The sequence below is a fragment of the Prolixibacter sp. NT017 genome (genome assembly GCF_009617875.1).
Lineage (GTDB): Bacteria > Bacteroidota > Bacteroidia > Bacteroidales > Prolixibacteraceae > Prolixibacter.
The window spans coordinates 1,252,076-1,267,393 of sequence record NZ_BLAV01000001.1; the positions used below are offsets into that span (position 1 = coordinate 1,252,076).

The following is a 15,318-nucleotide window of genomic DNA, read 5'->3' on the forward strand; positions in this document are numbered from 1 at the left end:
TGTTTATTTCAATACATACGATGCCAGCACGTGATGGACGTCGTACACATTCACTGATTTGTTGAACTGTTTCTTAACACTGGGCGTTTGTTCTCCGGCAACCCAAATCTTCAGTTCAGCATCCGGATCGAATGCATTGGGAGCTTCGATGCTGAACTTCGAAATATTTTTGTAAGCGATGGATTTGTATTCGACCTTATCCCCGGCTAGTCCCTGTTTGTCGATTAGTATTAATCGTTTGGTGGTAAAGATGAATACGTCGTGGTATAGTTTGAATCCGAGTTCAATACCTTCGCCTTCAATCAAAAGCTTTTCGTATTTCTTCAAGAGCTCTTCCGGTTCCACGGTTCCGGCTTTGCCCAAAAGCGATGAAAATAGTCCCATACTGTTTTTGTTTATTGGTTTGGCTTTATCTTTATAAGGTACTTAAATATCCGAATATTATCAACCAAACCTTTGCCGTGGGACTTTAACGGAGGTTATTTTAATTTCAGGCGAAAGCCGAATACGGGAAGCTCTTCCTGCATAAAATCCAAATCTTCTGAACGTTCGAAGCCAAGGTTTTCATACATTTTCCAGGCTACTTGCATCGCTTTGGTCGAGTGAATAATTACTTGCTCCTGCTTTAGAGCTTTGGCTTTTCGAATGCATTCATTGCTCAGAAGTTTGCCGATGCCTTGTTTCCGGAAGGAAGGCGCAACAGCCAGTAACCTGAAGCCCGATGCATTCTTCTCCTGCGTGGCGGTGCCTCCGGAACCATAATATCGCATATCGCTGAAATAAACAACGCCCCCGGCAATTTTACCTTCCGGTGAAACGGCTATCAAAAGTTCAGTGTGTGGTTTCTTCGTCCATTTCCCGATGTTGGCCAGCAAGTTGTAGTATTCGGGTTGTTCCGATTGTTTCGGAAATCCTTCCAGTTGGGAATAAACTTCGACCATGATTTGACCTAAAGTATCAAACTCTTCTGGTCTGCCATTGCGGATGGTGTAGATTTGCTGATGCATCGTTGATAATTAACTGTTACCAAATTAATATTTCACCTATTCAAAAATTGCTACAACCCGCGCAGGTGCGGCAGATGCTCCGACAATCTTCAATGGAAAAACAGCGACCTTGAAGCCGGAATAGGGGAGAGCTCCCAGGTTGACCAGCTGTTCCATATGATAATATTCCTTGTCTTTTCCGACGAGGTGGGCCTCCCAAAATAACTCCGAATTATCCGATTCTTTCGCTTTTTCAATCATATGGGGAAGAGGCAGATCCCAGCCCCACGAATCGATTCCCATCACTTTGATGCCTTTATCGATCAGCCATCCGGTGGCTTCGGCACCCATGCCTGTTCCGATTTTGTGAAAATTTTTGGTCCCGTTGAATTTATCTCTTCCGGTTTTGACCAGGACAATCATTCCCTCTTTGAGTTTCAGATTATTTTGAGTCAGGAAATCAGTAATATCTTCTATCGTGATGGGATCGAAATCGGCCTTGTGTTCCATGTCGATAACCAATCCGTCGCCATAACACAGTTCCAGTGGCATTTCATCGATTGTTTTGGCTTTTTCACCGTTGGTCGTTGGCGCGTAGTGCCAGGGGGCATCAATATGCGTGGTGGCATGAACGCCCATTTTCGTTATGGTGTCATCAGCCCATCCGGTAAAGCCTTTGGGGAATAGTTTAAAAGGCAGTCCCAGTAATCGGATCAGCCACCTGGCTTTCCCGTGTGGTTTATGTTTAACTTTTACTTTCATAAACCACGGGTCATTCGGGTTGTACTGAATGGGTTTGGAAAGATCGACTATTGGCATATCATTTCTGCTTTTGGTTATTTCCGGTCTTTGGTGTCCGAAAATAAACATTCTCAGTTTACAACAATCTCCTGTCAAAACATTTTTACATGAAATCCCGTTTAACATTCCGGATAGATAATTAATTAAAACATGCGTAAACTTGCTCTTAACCCATATCGTCGGAAGATTACATCCGGCTTTCTTTTGGTTGCTGTACTTTTGGTGTTGAATGCGTGTTCTTCCGACAATTCAAATGCGCCTTCAACCTCCGTCAATCCGTTTGCTCCAGCCAACGGTTCATTCAATCATAACCTTGGGCCGGGGGCTTCGGCACATGAATTCCTGGCATCCGATACTTACACTCAACTGGTTGTTGAAATACAGTACATGGATGGTTACAAACCAACCGCTGATGCAATTTCGAAACTGAAAACATTTCTGGAAAACCGCTTGAATAAGCCTTCCGGAATTTCGTTCATTTATACGCAAATAGCGCCCGGAGGAAAGACTACGTACACGCTGGATGACATAGCGAAGATAGAAGAGAACAATAGGACCAACTTTACAGAAGGTCAGAAACTGGCTGGATATTTTTTGTTTCTCGATGGCGGATATACCGAAGACACGGACAAATCGAAGGTGTTGGGGGTCACGTATCGAAACACATCAGTCGCCATATTTGAAAAGACGATTCAATCATTAACTGCTCAGCCAACAGACCCTCAGCGATATGTTCTGGAAGCAACTGTTTATGAACATGAGTTTGGACATGTTCTGGGATTGGTTAACAATGGTTCGCCGATGCAAACCGATCATGAGGACACATCTCATCTGCACCATTGCGATAATTCGAATTGTTTGATGAATTGGCAAGTTGAAAGCGGAGGTGTTGTGGGGAATTTGTTCGGAACCAATCCAATTCCGACGCTCGATCAAAACTGTTTGGATGATTTGAAAGCAAATGGTGGTAAATAGCCGAATCGAAATATTTGAGTGAAAATTATGTCCGGTTAAGCCGGACATTTTTTTATTGAGATCCCCGTCTCTTTTCGTACATTTCGGTTATTGTTATTTCACCACCTAACCACTAAGCGATGAACCGAAAACTGATATCTGTTATTCTAATCATTTTTACACTGATGGTAAATCAAAGTTCTGCACAGGAGAAAAAAATGCCTCACGTAAAATTGGGCATTGCCGGGCTGACTCATGGTCACGTGGGGTGGATTCTGGATGCGATGAAAAAAGGTGATGTAAAAGTGGTAGGGATTGCCGAAAGCAACCGGGAAGTGGCCGAACGATATTCAAAACAGTATGGATTCCCGATGAGCATGGTTTATCCAACATTGGAGGAAATGGTTATTCAAACCAAGCCGGACGGTGTAACTGCTTTCGGACCAATATTCGATCATTTACACGTGGTGGAAGTTTGTGCACCACTGCACATTGACGTGATGGTAGAGAAACCGTTGGCCGTGAATGGAGAGCATTCACAGAAGATGGCTTGTCTGGCTCGTGAAAACGGAATCAAGTTGGTGACTGATTATGAGACAACCTGGTATCCAACCAATCATTTGGCTTATCGAATGGCGGTGGATGAAAAGAAACTGGGTGAAATTCGCAAAGTGATTGTTTGTGACGGTCACGAGGGGCCGAAGGAGATCAAAGTACAGCCGGAATTTCTTGCCTGGTTGACTGACCCGAAACAAAATGGGGGCGGGGCTGTGGTTGATTTTGGATGTTACGGAGCCAATCTCATTACCTGGCTAATGAAAAATCAAAAGCCACTGACCGTTTCAGCTACGTTGCAAACTATGAAACCGGATGTTTATCCCAACGTGGACGACGAAGCGACCATCATCCTAACTTATCCGGGTACGCAGGGAATCATTCAGGCTTCGTGGAACTGGCCTTTCAGCCGGAAAGATATGCAGATTTATGGCCGCACAGGGGAGCTGTTTGCAGCCGACCGGCATGAATTTGACTACCGCTTAGCAGGAGAAAATGCTGAGACAAAGAAAGAGCTTTCCGAAAGGCCGGCACCTTATAACGACCCATTTGCCTGGTTTGAGGCAGTGATAAGAGGTGATATCATGGTCAAACCAACCGATCTATCATCGTTGGAAAACAACCTGATTGTTGTCGAAATATTGGATGCTGCCCGCGAGAGTGCCCGCTCCGGAAAAGTTGTTCATCTGTGAAAAAATCCGCTGAATATGTCCCGGCTTAGTCTCCTTCGGGCATATCACCAAGCGTTTTTCTTAGGTTGATGAGCGTTGTATTTTCAAACGGATGATAGGTCTGTTCAAACGGTTCTTCGCAGACTGCTTTATAAATGGATTGAGTGCGGTCGTCATTTGTGTCGAAATGTGTGATCCCGCAAATCAACTGAAGCATCTCTTCCCGGGTCGCGCCCGTTTCCGATGCCAGAATGATTTCGCGCAGCAGGCTTCCGGCAGACGAAACATTCAATGATTCTCCTCCAATCGCCAACATTCTGTTAATAACTAAATTAACTTGTTCCTCCTGTAGGTGAAGTTGCTGTTTTTTCATAGGTTACCTTACGTTATTGCAGTTACTCTTCTTTTTTGCACATGCGCCTCAAATATACAGTCCTTTCGGGTTATGGCAAATATGTTGTATTACATGTTGAGATTCCGTTATTTATATTGCTTAAGAAAGTTGAAAACCATTGGGTTCGTAATACCCCTGTCCTGTATGACATTCCTGTTAAGTTGAAAGCAATTACTTTTTAAATGTTATTTGGATTCACCGTCGATTCCATATTTTGTCTCCGTGAATTTTATCCATTTGTACGCTTAAACTAACTAATTATGAGGAGAACGTATTTCCTGTTTATTTTCTTGTGTTTCAGTGTTATTTATTTGCCTTCGGCGAAAGCGCAACAGCATGATATTAGCCTGGATTCGAACTGGGTGGCCAAACGAAAAGTCGACGTCCGGGTGGATGGTACTGTGATTACTTCGCCAGGCTATCAGCGCACCGGCTGGATGGATGCTGTCGTTCCCGGTACCGTGTTAACCACGCTGTTGCACAATCATTTGGTGCCCGATCCATTTGTGGGTTTGAACAACAAAGAAATACCGGACATTCACGATGTCGGAAGAGACTATTACACCTATTGGTTTTATACCGAATTGCCTGAATTGAACGTGAAACAGGGCGAACAGGTCTGGTTGAAATTCAGGGGAATCAATTATGCGGCTAATATTTTCCTTAACGGGAAAAGAGTGAATAAGGATACCCACGAAGGAATGTTCTTACGGGAAAAATACAACATCACCGGTTTGTACCATCAGGGTGAAGTGAACCGATTGGCGGTATTGGTCGAACCTCCTTCGCCAGAAGGTGATGCATCGCGTGGGCAAGGCGGAGACGGAACCATCGCCCGGAATGTGACAATGCAATGCACAGCCGGCTGGGATTGGATCTGCCCAATGCATGATCGCAATACCGGAATTTGGGACAAGGTCAGCCTGGAGGTTACCGGCGCGGTTGATGTATTGAATCCACATGTAATAACTCGTGTTCCCGGAAAAAGAACACCGGGTGCGAAACAGGAGCCTGCGTTTGTTAAGGTTTCTTCGGAGTTGAAAAATGCCACGAACCGCAAGCAAAGCGGTGTGTTGCAGGTTACCCTTAACGGGAAGACTTATTCCCGTAAGGTAACATTGCAACCTTACCAGGAAAAGGAAGTTGGTCTGGATGAAATAAAGGTAACCGACCCGAAACTATGGTGGCCCAATGGAATGGGAAGACATCCTTTGTATACGCTTAAGGTTTCTTTCGTGGAGGATGGAAAAGTTTCTGATGAACAGCCGGTAAGATTTGGCATTCGGGAAACAGGCAGTTATTTTGACGAGAAAGTTGGAGCACGAGTATTTCTGGTGAACGGACAGAAAATATTCATCAAAGGAGGAAATTGGATTGCGTCGGATGCGATGCTGCGGTTGTCGAAGGAGCGGTATGACGCGGAAGTTAGAATGCATGCAGAGATGAACATGAATATGATTCGGGTTTGGGGAGGTTCCATCACTGAACGGCCTGAATTTTACGATGCTTGTGACAAATACGGTTTGCTGGTGTGGCAGGAGTTTTGGGTAACCGGCGATTGCAACGGTCGCTGGCCTGATCCGCTCAAAAAGGAATCGCAGGTGCGTCGGCATGCCTATCCGGATGATCATTCTCTCTTCCTGAAATCAGCCGAAGACCAGATAAAAATGCTAAGAAACCATCCGAGCCTTTACTTGTGGTGCGGTGGAAATGAATATACGCCGGCTGATGATATCAATGCGGCATTGCGGGATGATGTCATTCCACAAACGGACGGAACCCGACTTTATCTGGAAGAATCGACGGGGACACAGTTGATGCGGAATACGATTGGCGGAAATGGGGACGGGCCTTATGGCATTCTGGAGCCTGACTGGATTTTTAAAACAAAATCTTATCCGTTTAATCCGGAGATTGGTTCCATTGGGATGACCAACATTGAATCGCTGAAGAAATTTATTCCTGCCAAGGATTTGGTTCCACCGAAAGGTAACCGGGTTCCTGAGTCGTGGAAATACCATAAATACATTCCTTTACACGATTTCCCAGACCGCTATGGGAAAGTGAAAGACATCAACGATTTCTGCCGAAAGGCGCAAATTGTGAGCTATGAGCAGTACCGGGCACTTCAGGAAGGTTTTAACTTCCGGATGTGGAGTGATTACACCGGTATGTTGGTTTGGAAAAATCAAAATCCGTGGACGGCTTTGCGGGGTTTCTTCTACGATTACTATCTCGATTATACCGGCGGATATTTTGGTTACAAAGAAGCAGCACAACCGGTACATATTCAGTTGAATCTGAATGATTCTGTGGCATGCGTTGTGAATCAAACACCGTTTAAGCGATCAGGTCTGACCGCCATAACAACACTTTATTCCATTCATGGGAAAGAGTTGGGCGAGCAATCGGTCAAAACGGATGTCGATGCGAATTCGGTGACGTTGTTGAAGAAAGTAAAACTGCCAGCTGAGGATCCAGACGAAGTTTACTTTCTGAAGCTGACATTGAAAGACAAAGATGGAAAGGACGTTGATGAGAATCTCTACTGGCTATCGAAGAATCCCAAATCGTATGAGCAGCTGGATCAGTTAAAACCGACTTCTGTAAAAGTGAAAACGGAAAAAACGGCTGAAGGAAAATACAGCATGCACATTCTGAATCCCGGCAAGGAGACTGCTTTCTTTATTCGTTTAAAAATAGTGAATGAGAAAAAGGGTGAGTTGGTATTACCGGTCTTTTTCAATCGAAATTATTTCACTTTGTTACCAGGCGAGGAGAAGGAGGTCAATTTAGATCTGAGTCAGCAGTTTGGTCAGGTCGACATGCAAGATGTGAGATTGGTAGCGGAAGGGTGGAATGTATCTGAACAGAAAGTCGCTCTGTCTGAAAAATAGCATAAAAAAATCCGGAACGCAGCCTGGGAAGCTGCATTCCGGATGACAGACAACGAAATTGGTTTTAGGATGTATTTGGGAAGAATTAAGTTCTAAGTGTTAGGTATTTCAGGTGATTGGTATTTTCTTTTTGGACTTTCTTTTGCTTTTTTCTAAACGCGGACCAACAGGTTGTTCCTTGTCGAATTTGGTAAATCGAGAGTTTTGAGAAATAAATTCCGGAACTAATAACTTCATGCGATTGACTAGTTTTTCTTCATCTTCGAGTTGAACAGCAGCAAGCAGCCCTCTGATGCTTTCATTTACCTCGTCGTAAGGATACTTACGAACTTGGGCAATCATGATTTTCGGGTGATGGGTAGGCAGCGTATTTTCCTTGTTCGCCAAAAGTTCTTCATAGAGTTTCTCTCCGGGGCGTAATCCCGTGAATTTGATGGCAATGTCCTGTTCAGGAACAAACCCGGAAAGCGAGATCATCCTTTTTGCGAGGTCGTATATTTTCACCGGTTTACCCATGTCGAACACATAAATCTCGCCGCCTTTGCCCATGAAGCCAGCTTCGAGAACTAATTGACAAGCTTCCGGTATGGTCATGAAGAAACGGGTGATATCGGGATGAGTGACAGTAACGGGACCTCCTTCTTCAATTTGCTTTTGGAAAAGCGGAACAACTGATCCGTTAGAACCAAGTACATTGCCAAAGCGTGTGGTGATAAATTGGGTGGTAATACCTTCTTTTTGGGATAATGCCTGAATGTATATTTCGCAAATTCGTTTGGATGCTCCCATCACATTGGTGGGATTGACTGCTTTGTCGGTCGATAACATCACAAACTTTTTCACCTTGAACTGTACCGACAAATCGGCAAGCAATAGTGTTCCGCCGATATTCACCCGAATAGCCTCGTAAGGATGTGCTTCCATTAGTGGAACATGCTTGTAGGCTGCGGCATTGAAAACGATATCGGGTTGATATTTATTGAATACCTGGTAAAGGCGGAACGGGTCGCGTACGTCACCAATGATGAGGTCGAAAGAAGTTTTCGGGAATTTTACTTTTAGTTCGTTTTGCAAATCATACAGTGGTGTCTCAGCCTGGTCATACAGAATGGCATGACGGATATCGAAAGCCATGAGCTGACGCACAATTTCGGAGCCAATTGAACCGGCTGCACCGGTTATCAGAATGATCGAATCCTTGAGGCCTTCCTTGATTTTGTCGATTTCCAGATGAATAGCCTCTCGGCTAAGTAAGTCGGCGATCATGACATTTCGGATCTGTTTGGAATTCAGTTGGCCGTTCATCCAATCGTTTACGGCAGGAATTTGTTTTAGTTGGATGTTATTATCCAGGCACATTTCCAGTAACTCTTTTTTCCGCGTCGGCGAAATATTGGGCTGATTGATAGAAATAATAATTTCCTGAACTTGTTCGGCTTTCACCACCCGACGAAATGCCTGGCGGGCAGAATAGATGGGGATGCCGTTGAGCGTTTTCCCGTTAAGGGTTCGTTTGTCATCGATGAATCCAACAACTTTATAGCCAGAAATATGGTCTTGTTCCAATACGTTGAGCGTAATGAGTCCGAGTTCTCCCGCACCGAATAGCATTACTCGTTTGAGCGGGCTGCTCGGGAGAAAACAGTATTGGTAAGTTCCCTTAACAGCCATCCGACTTCCCACCAATAAAACAGTGGTGGTGAAATAGTGAATGAGTATAACTGAATAGGGAATCACGAGGAATTTCATATCCGGAAAAGTTCGCGCGGCAGTGGACAGGAACAACAGGGTAGTGACTCCCGTTGACATGGCCAAAACCAGCTTAACAGCATCCTGAATAGTTGTATGTCGGATGATTCCACTGAATGAACCAAAGAACAGAAAGGCTCCGATGTAAACCGGAAGAGCAACCAGGAAATGACTCGTTGCCCGTTGTATATCAACAACGGCGGGATCCAGATTGAACCGGAGGAGATAAGCGAGAACGAAACTGATAGCAGTGACGAACAGGTCCATGACTAACACCAGACCACGCGGGACAATGTGTCGGACCAGGAATTTTTGGAGTAGGCGAAGCATAGCGAATTTAGGTAACTTAAATTAGATAATGAGGGAATTCTTTGCATTATCCTGAGGGAGGGAGTGTTTGGTATAATGTTTTAGAACTTTCAGTTAATGGAAGAGTAGAGCTTTATTTCATGCTGATAATCTTTTGATTGTGAATTTTACTTTAGTGATTCTGTATTTTGGGATGGGATAGCTGTATGGCGAATCTCTTTCCTGTCGAATAAGCGATTAATAACACCAGCGATGCGTAACCGGTCTTCGTCGGTTAGGTTGGAACCGCTGGGCAGACATTGTCCTTTGCGGAATAATCTTTCCGATGTTCCGTCACCATAAAATGGATATCTGCGGAAGATCGGCTGCAGATGCATCGGTTTCCATAGTGGTCGCGATTCAATATTCTCTGCTGCAAATGCTTTTCGAAGTATCTCGCAGGTGATACCTCCGGTTTGACGATCATCGATAGTAATAGCCGTCAGCCAGTAGTTGGAGAAGAAACGAGCGTCCGGCTCTTCCTGGAAGGATATTCCCGATATACCGGAAAATAATTTGCGATAGAATAGCTGATTTTTCCTTCGTTGAACAACACGTTGGTCGATGACTTCCATTTGTCCGAGTCCGATGCCTGCTGTTACATTGCTCATCCGGTAGTTATAGCCTATAACGCTGTGCTGATAGTGCGGAGCTGGATCGCGGGACTGTGTGGAGAGGAATCGGGCTTTCGCTGTTAATTTTTTATCGTTTGATAAAAGCGCTCCTCCGCCGGAAGTGGTGATAATCTTATTCCCGTTGAATGAGAGAATTCCCATTGCACCTATAGAACCCAGTGCCTGTCCGTTATAGCGACTGCCCAATGCTTCTGCCGCATCTTCTATTACCGGAATCTGGTAATAATTGGCAATCTCCATGATTTCGTCCATTTTGCTTGGCATACCATAAACATGCACGGGAATAATGACTTTGGGTTTCTTTCCTCTTTTCAACCGCGCTTTTATGGCTGTTTCCAGCCAATTAGGACTCATATTCCAGGTTTGGGGTTCACTTTCGACAAGAATGGGGTGAGCACACTGATAAAGAATCGGATTGATGGTGGCTGCAAAGGTAAGCGTGGATGCGAGTACCTCGTCACCGGTTTTTACTCCGAGGATAATCAAGGCCAGGTGTAACGCTGCAGTGCCGGAGCTTAGCACTGCAGCATCCTGCACCTGGTTGTAGCGGGCCAACACTTGCTCGAATTCATCGACATTGGGGCCCAAAGGAGCCACCCAATTGGTCTGAATTGCTTCAACGATATATTGCAACTCATGGCCACTTAGATGGGGAGATGATAACCATATTTTCTTCTCCATTGTGCTTATCTGTTGAGGTTTGTGTTCGTTTCGATTTGATCTGTTTATTGGTTCGCATCTATGTTCAGAGGCTTCTCGTTTATCGGAGCATCGATTTTGTCCAGCCACGCTTCCTTCCAGAAGAAAAAGCAGTTTCGGTCGCATACGGCTTTGTAGCCGGGCATTTTCCCGGAACAATGCAAACCTTCCAATAAAACAGTGGTTCGCATCTTCCTCATTTTGTAGTTGGCTTCGTCAAGGAAGTATTCAACGCGTTTGACTACCTTGGTTTCGGTGCCGCAGTACTGCCACATCTCGGGCATGACGACACATCCTTCCAGCTTGTTATTCTCGTCAATGGTTTCCAGTATTTCTTCTCTCGATTTGATTCTTACCCAATCACCCTGTCTAAGCGGGCCCGTTGGTTTTTTGACAACTTGTGGTTTCGGTTCTGTAATGAGCCTGGGGGTTGCGGATGCTCCGGAATAATGGGTCCGGAATCCCAGAAAATATTTGACCTTGCGGAAATACAAGTAAAATTTGATTTTCCGTAGAAAAGCAACTATGGCTAAGTTGATTCGTAACCCGATGGGGTCTTTGGCAAACATCTCCTCAGCATGTGCAAACTGACAGTTTTTATCTCTCTCTGTTTCCATATGACTATCGGTTTTTATAATGCAGATGAATAAGTAGGTGAGTGAAAGCGAATATTTCGGTATTCGGGAAAATATTCTGTATGTAGAATATCCAGTTTGTTTTGTTGGATATGGATTTTTTTCAGGTGCGATAACTCTTTGTAAACCTCGGGTAAGTGGATCTTTTTTCCCGTGTGAAACGAAATCGTCTCTTTGGCAAATTTGGTTTTCATTTTCAGCAAGCTGTCATCAGGAGAAGATGACCGACCACCTCCTAATATGAAGTAACGATAACCTTGTTTGCCGGCCCAAATGGCGGCTTCATGAAAGAGAGCCATCATGGGCGAGAGATGAAGATAGGCTGTATTTGTGCCGGCCAAATGAGCATTAGCAAATGCACCACCGGTAATAACAAGAATCGATGCAATAATCTCATGGTTAAGGCGGGCGTGGAAAAAGGTGATGTTACCGTCCAGCAGTTTCACCATGTTTCGAAAGTAATCCTTTGAGAAATAATAGTAAAGATTCGCTTCATTTCGAGACATGGTCTCGGTGTATAGTGGTAGAAATACTTCGATAGCTTTCGGTGAACTATCTATCTCGATGGTGACACCTTCTTTGGCACTTTTTCGGATTCGGTTGCGGCATTTTCGATCGAAATCGCTCCACATTTCTTCTGCAGTTTTAGCTGTGTCGATGGCGACGACCTGGTTGTATAAGCTGACATCTATTTCTATGTCGCAACCTTCGTGTGTTTTCAACCAGGGATGGAAACGCACAAACTCGGAAACAATGTGTTGGTCCTGGCAATACATATGAAAGGTTTTGAGGAAATCGTCAATCGGAGTTGTACATCCGTCGCTTCTAAGATAGCCTCCGTAGCCATACGGCGATACAATGTCGTAATACGTTTCTCTGAGCTGGGAGAACAAGCTGATGTTGTTGATTTTTCTTTTCAGGAAGGGAAACAGGATATAGTCATTATCATGTTTTTGATAAACAAAGCAGGTTGCTTCTCCTTCGTCATTTGTTTCACTTAGCAAGGCATATTGCGGGTAGAAGCAAATGTCGCAGTCGGTTATATTCGCACATAACCCTTGCCATTCCCGAAAATCAGATTCGGTTCCGGCCTTCAGTGTTTTAATTATCATGTGGTGGTTCCTTTAAAATAATCCATTCGTTCGCGGTGAGGAGCATAAATTCCTTCCCTTTTGAATACTTTGGTAATAGTGAGATAAAGTATTTTCAGATCGAGGTTGAGCGACAGGTGCTCAACGTAGTACACATCGTATTCGAATTTTTCTTCCCAGCTTAAGTCATTTCTTCCGTTTACCTGTGCCCAACCCGTAATCCCCGGTTTTACGTCATGTCGTTTTGCCTGGCGTTCGTTGTACAACGGAAGATATTGTTTCAGCAGCGGGCGGGGGCCTATTAAACTCAGCTCGCCCTTCAACACATTCACTAACTGGGGAATTTCGTCGAGTGAGGAATTACGCAGGAAATTGCCGGTCCGGGTTACTCGTAGGTGATCGGCCAGCAGTTCACCCTCTTTGTTCCGTTTGTTGTTCATGGTTCTGAACTTGTAAAGCCGGAATAGCTTTCCGTTTTTACCCGGCCTTTCCTGAATGAAAAACGGATTGCCTTTGGTCAAGATAGTCAACCATATAAGTACAATTAGGAAGACAGGACTAAGCAGGATAATACCAGCCAAAGCCAGCACAAAATCAAGCAAAGGTTTGAAAAGATACCGGTACATGTACTCCTAAATTCATGTATTCGAGCAGCACTTTATTAACTTCGGTTACCTCGAAAACGTCCACAGCCATTTGTCTGCTTTTGTCAGCCATGGCTTTCACTTCTTCGGGGTGTTCCACCATGTAAATCATAGCGTCGGCCAGACCTTTCACATCGCGTGGTTGCACAAGTAATCCATTTTGTCCATGTTTCACCGTGTTCCGGCAGCCAATGGCATCGGTAGTGATGATGGGGCGTCCTGTGGCCATCGCTTCCATAATCGAGCGGGGAATTCCTTCACGGTAGTAGGAGGGAAGCACAAAAACGGTTGAGTCTTTCAGGTAAGGCCGCACATCGCTGGTGGTTCCGCGGTAGTGAAAAAGACCTTCCTGTTCCCAGTTCTGGACCTCTTCGGGGGTGATAGCGTCTTCACAGCTTAAGTCGTAACCACCGAGTATTTCGAATTCTACGGTTGGATGCTTTTCTTTCACGATCCTTGCCGCATCGGCGTAAATGGCAATTCCTTTGGAGCGTAAAAGTCGTGAAACAAGCAGAAAACGGAAAATACCATGCGGCAGCGGTTCCCGACTAAAGTATCGTGTGTTAACGCCTGAGCCCATGGTTACCTGTGCTATGGCTGGTGAATTGATATATTCCTTTTTCAGGAAGAAAGCCACATCTTCGTAATTCTGAAAGAACAATCCATCGACGTTTTTTAGGCTTGCACGGTAGAGAATATCGATAATACGCAAAACCAATTTTCTGGAATTGACCTCACTTTCGCTGGCTATATATCCCAGACCTGATATGATAGAATAGCGCCTCAGATGTTTAAAAAAACGACCTGCCAGATTCCCGTAAATGACAGGTTTAATGGTGTATGTAAGAAGATAGTCGGGTCTTTCTTTTATGAGAATACGCAACAACGAGAAAAAGAAAAGTATGTCTCTGAACGGATTCCTCCCATTTTTACGGAGTGTGAGTGGATAATATTTGATACCAAGCCGGTTCAACTCCCGACTTACGATAGGAAGTTCAGATGGGGCAGCTGCAGCGATGTCGAAGCCGCGGTTACGAAACTCCAGGATTAGCTCCTTACGAAAGTTAATCAGTGAGAAATCGTTGCTGGCGATAATCACAATCTTCATTTCAGTTGGTTTTAGAAGGGGATGTTTAGATTTTTCTGAGAAAATTATATTTGGTTTTTGAAATAGACGATATTAAGAAGAATAAATGATAATAGACTGAAGACGAATAGCTTTAGAGGGCCGTATTTGTATTCTCCGTACTTAGATAGAAAAGGACTAAGCAGAAAAGGAATAAATACCCATGATAGTACACCAAAACGGTCAGAGTAAGGAATATGAAACATGAGAAAAAAGACCGAACTGGTTAGAATATATGAAAATAAGAAACGTTTATAGTTTGGATAGAATATTTTGATGCGTTGTTGATTATAGAAATATAAGCCGACCAAAACAAATATCGAATTGAATATTACAAAGTCTGGTCGGAAGCCGGTTCTGTATATGGCAATATTAGTACTCAGCATGTAGCTTTGTAATCGGTCATTGACAAGCTCACTTAAGAGTGGAACTGAATTCAAGAATTTGATTAAATCGGTATTTAAATAAGAGAGTATAATTGCAAGTAGGTAGACAATAAGTGGTATCTGAACTTTTTTGATGTACTTAGATGCCAGAAAAAATGTTATCGGGATGAGAATTGAGGCGTGAAACAAAAACGCGACGGACATGAATATTATCGGTAGGTGTGGTTTGTAATTGTTAGTTATTAGTACAATGGCAAGTAGAAAGAATGAAATTGCAACCCCCTGCTTCAAAATGTTTGCCCCCATGCTTTTGAAAAAGAAGAAACTAACAAAGCAAAAAAATAACAAGAATGTATGGTCCGTTTTTAAACTTATGAATGCAAATGCAAGCGGTATCACGTAAAGTATTGCCATGGTATATAAAATTGCTTGCTTATTTGATGTTATTGTATTTAGAAATACAGAAATGCTATAAATTCCGAAATCTCTTATTTGATAGAGTTTTAGTGCAGATAGACTTGAGAATTTATTCATTGTATATATGTATCTGTATGTATCACTTCCAATATTCCAATCTCTACTTCCAAATATTAGGATATAAAGCACAGAGGTAGATATGATGAGAAATATATTTGTCTGTCTCCGGTAGTTGTAGTCGCTATAAAATAGCAGTATTAAGAACAAGACAATGGTCGCGACAGTAAAGTAAAAAGAGTTGTATGCGATGGTAAAGTTGCTGAGCATGAG

General features: G+C 43.8%; 14 protein-coding genes. 3 read left to right on the plus strand and 11 right to left on the minus strand.

The genetic code is table 11. The features are described from left to right. Window positions 1–3: 3 nt before the first annotated feature. From GJU87_RS05140 to GJU87_RS05150, 3 genes are all read right to left on the minus strand, one after another. Entirely contained in the window at window positions 4–384 is a 381-nt protein-coding gene (locus GJU87_RS05140; protein ID WP_153638526.1) for a PH domain-containing protein, read from the minus strand. A gap of 95 nt (window positions 385–479) precedes the next feature. Then, the gene (locus GJU87_RS05145; RefSeq protein WP_153638527.1) at window positions 480–1,007 is read right to left on the minus strand and encodes a GNAT family N-acetyltransferase; all 528 of its coding nucleotides are present in this window, start codon (window positions 1,005–1,007) and stop codon (window positions 480–482) included. 36 nt (window positions 1,008–1,043) lie between these two features. Next, complete coding sequence (locus tag GJU87_RS05150) at window positions 1,044–1,805, minus strand: cyclase family protein (RefSeq protein WP_153638528.1); 762 nt, start codon at window positions 1,803–1,805, stop codon at window positions 1,044–1,046. 132 nt (window positions 1,806–1,937) lie between these two features. Here GJU87_RS05150 and GJU87_RS05155 point away from each other — a divergent pair, with 132 nt between their 5' ends. After that, a complete protein-coding gene (locus GJU87_RS05155; protein ID WP_153638529.1) occupies window positions 1,938–2,762 on the plus strand; it encodes a peptidase in 825 nt (274 codons plus the stop codon). 119 nt (window positions 2,763–2,881) lie between these two features. Beyond that, window positions 2,882–3,988 carry a Gfo/Idh/MocA family protein gene (locus tag GJU87_RS05160; RefSeq protein ID WP_153638530.1) on the plus strand — a complete coding sequence of 369 codons (1,107 nt, stop codon included), beginning with the start codon at window positions 2,882–2,884 and terminating at the stop codon, window positions 3,986–3,988. A gap of 25 nt (window positions 3,989–4,013) precedes the next feature. Here GJU87_RS05160 and GJU87_RS05165 read toward each other — a convergent pair whose 3' ends face one another. Continuing rightward, window positions 4,014–4,340 (minus strand): hypothetical protein, encoded by a 327-nt coding sequence (locus GJU87_RS05165; protein ID WP_153638531.1) that lies wholly within the window; start codon window positions 4,338–4,340, stop codon window positions 4,014–4,016. Between the two features lie 281 nt (window positions 4,341–4,621). On the opposite strand from GJU87_RS05165, the gene GJU87_RS05170 reads away from it, so the two are divergent. Next, on the plus strand, window positions 4,622–7,258 hold the full coding sequence (locus tag GJU87_RS05170; RefSeq protein WP_153638532.1) for a glycoside hydrolase family 2 TIM barrel-domain containing protein: 2,637 nt from the start codon (window positions 4,622–4,624) through the stop codon (window positions 7,256–7,258). Window positions 7,259–7,366: 108 nt separating this feature from the next. Here the strand turns inward: GJU87_RS05170 and GJU87_RS05175 are convergent, their stop codons facing one another. The 7 genes from GJU87_RS05175 to GJU87_RS21785 all read right to left on the minus strand — a co-directional run bounded on the left by GJU87_RS05175 (window position 7,367) and on the right by GJU87_RS21785 (window position 15,315). Next, complete coding sequence (locus GJU87_RS05175; RefSeq protein ID WP_153638533.1) at window positions 7,367–9,337, minus strand: nucleoside-diphosphate sugar epimerase/dehydratase; 1,971 nt, start codon at window positions 9,335–9,337, stop codon at window positions 7,367–7,369. 146 nt (window positions 9,338–9,483) lie between these two features. Continuing rightward, window positions 9,484–10,671 (minus strand): aminotransferase class I/II-fold pyridoxal phosphate-dependent enzyme, encoded by a 1,188-nt coding sequence (locus GJU87_RS05180; protein ID WP_153638534.1) that lies wholly within the window; start codon window positions 10,669–10,671, stop codon window positions 9,484–9,486. Between the two features lie 44 nt (window positions 10,672–10,715). Continuing rightward, a complete protein-coding gene (locus GJU87_RS05185; RefSeq protein ID WP_153638535.1) occupies window positions 10,716–11,306 on the minus strand; it encodes a hypothetical protein in 591 nt (196 codons plus the stop codon). A 14-nt stretch (window positions 11,307–11,320) separates the two neighbouring features. Then, window positions 11,321–12,436, minus strand: a complete 1,116-nt coding sequence (locus tag GJU87_RS05190) for a GNAT family N-acetyltransferase (RefSeq protein ID WP_153638536.1) — start codon at window positions 12,434–12,436, stop codon at window positions 11,321–11,323. Further along, window positions 12,433–13,041 (minus strand): sugar transferase, encoded by a 609-nt coding sequence (locus tag GJU87_RS05195; RefSeq protein WP_153638537.1) that lies wholly within the window; start codon window positions 13,039–13,041, stop codon window positions 12,433–12,435. Before GJU87_RS05195 ends, GJU87_RS05190 begins: the two co-directional genes overlap by 4 nt. Beyond that, entirely contained in the window at window positions 13,010–14,167 is a 1,158-nt protein-coding gene (locus GJU87_RS05200) for a glycosyltransferase family 4 protein (protein ID WP_153638538.1), read from the minus strand. The genes GJU87_RS05195 and GJU87_RS05200 overlap by 32 nt, the downstream gene beginning before the upstream one ends. 44 nt (window positions 14,168–14,211) lie before the next feature. After that, window positions 14,212–15,315: an EpsG family protein gene (locus GJU87_RS21785; RefSeq protein ID WP_153638539.1), complete on the minus strand. Its 1,104-nt coding sequence runs from the start codon at window positions 15,313–15,315 to the stop codon at window positions 14,212–14,214. Window positions 15,316–15,318: the final 3 nt, after the last annotated feature.

Excerpts from the sequence above, each read along its gene's own strand:
- GJU87_RS05140 (WP_153638526.1), bottom strand. The coding sequence starts at position 384 with ATGGGACTATTTTCATCGCTTTTGGGCAAAGCCGGAACCGTGGAACCG.
- GJU87_RS05145 (WP_153638527.1), bottom strand. The coding sequence starts at position 1,007 with ATGCATCAGCAAATCTACACCATCCGCAATGGCAGACCAGAAGAGTTT.
- GJU87_RS05150 (WP_153638528.1), bottom strand. The coding sequence starts at position 1,805 with ATGCCAATAGTCGATCTTTCCAAACCCATTCAGTACAACCCGAATGAC.
- GJU87_RS05155 (WP_153638529.1), top strand. The coding sequence starts at position 1,938 with ATGCGTAAACTTGCTCTTAACCCATATCGTCGGAAGATTACATCCGGC.
- GJU87_RS05160 (WP_153638530.1), top strand. The coding sequence starts at position 2,882 with ATGAACCGAAAACTGATATCTGTTATTCTAATCATTTTTACACTGATG.
- GJU87_RS05165 (WP_153638531.1), bottom strand. The coding sequence starts at position 4,340 with ATGAAAAAACAGCAACTTCACCTACAGGAGGAACAAGTTAATTTAGTT.
- GJU87_RS05170 (WP_153638532.1), top strand. The coding sequence starts at position 4,622 with ATGAGGAGAACGTATTTCCTGTTTATTTTCTTGTGTTTCAGTGTTATT.
- GJU87_RS05175 (WP_153638533.1), bottom strand. The coding sequence starts at position 9,337 with ATGCTTCGCCTACTCCAAAAATTCCTGGTCCGACACATTGTCCCGCGT.
- GJU87_RS05180 (WP_153638534.1), bottom strand. The coding sequence starts at position 10,671 with ATGGAGAAGAAAATATGGTTATCATCTCCCCATCTAAGTGGCCATGAG.
- GJU87_RS05185 (WP_153638535.1), bottom strand. The coding sequence starts at position 11,306 with ATGGAAACAGAGAGAGATAAAAACTGTCAGTTTGCACATGCTGAGGAG.
- GJU87_RS05190 (WP_153638536.1), bottom strand. The coding sequence starts at position 12,436 with ATGATAATTAAAACACTGAAGGCCGGAACCGAATCTGATTTTCGGGAA.
- GJU87_RS05195 (WP_153638537.1), bottom strand. The coding sequence starts at position 13,041 with ATGTACCGGTATCTTTTCAAACCTTTGCTTGATTTTGTGCTGGCTTTG.
- GJU87_RS05200 (WP_153638538.1), bottom strand. The coding sequence starts at position 14,167 with ATGAAGATTGTGATTATCGCCAGCAACGATTTCTCACTGATTAACTTT.
- GJU87_RS21785 (WP_153638539.1), bottom strand. The coding sequence starts at position 15,315 with ATGCTCAGCAACTTTACCATCGCATACAACTCTTTTTACTTTACTGTC.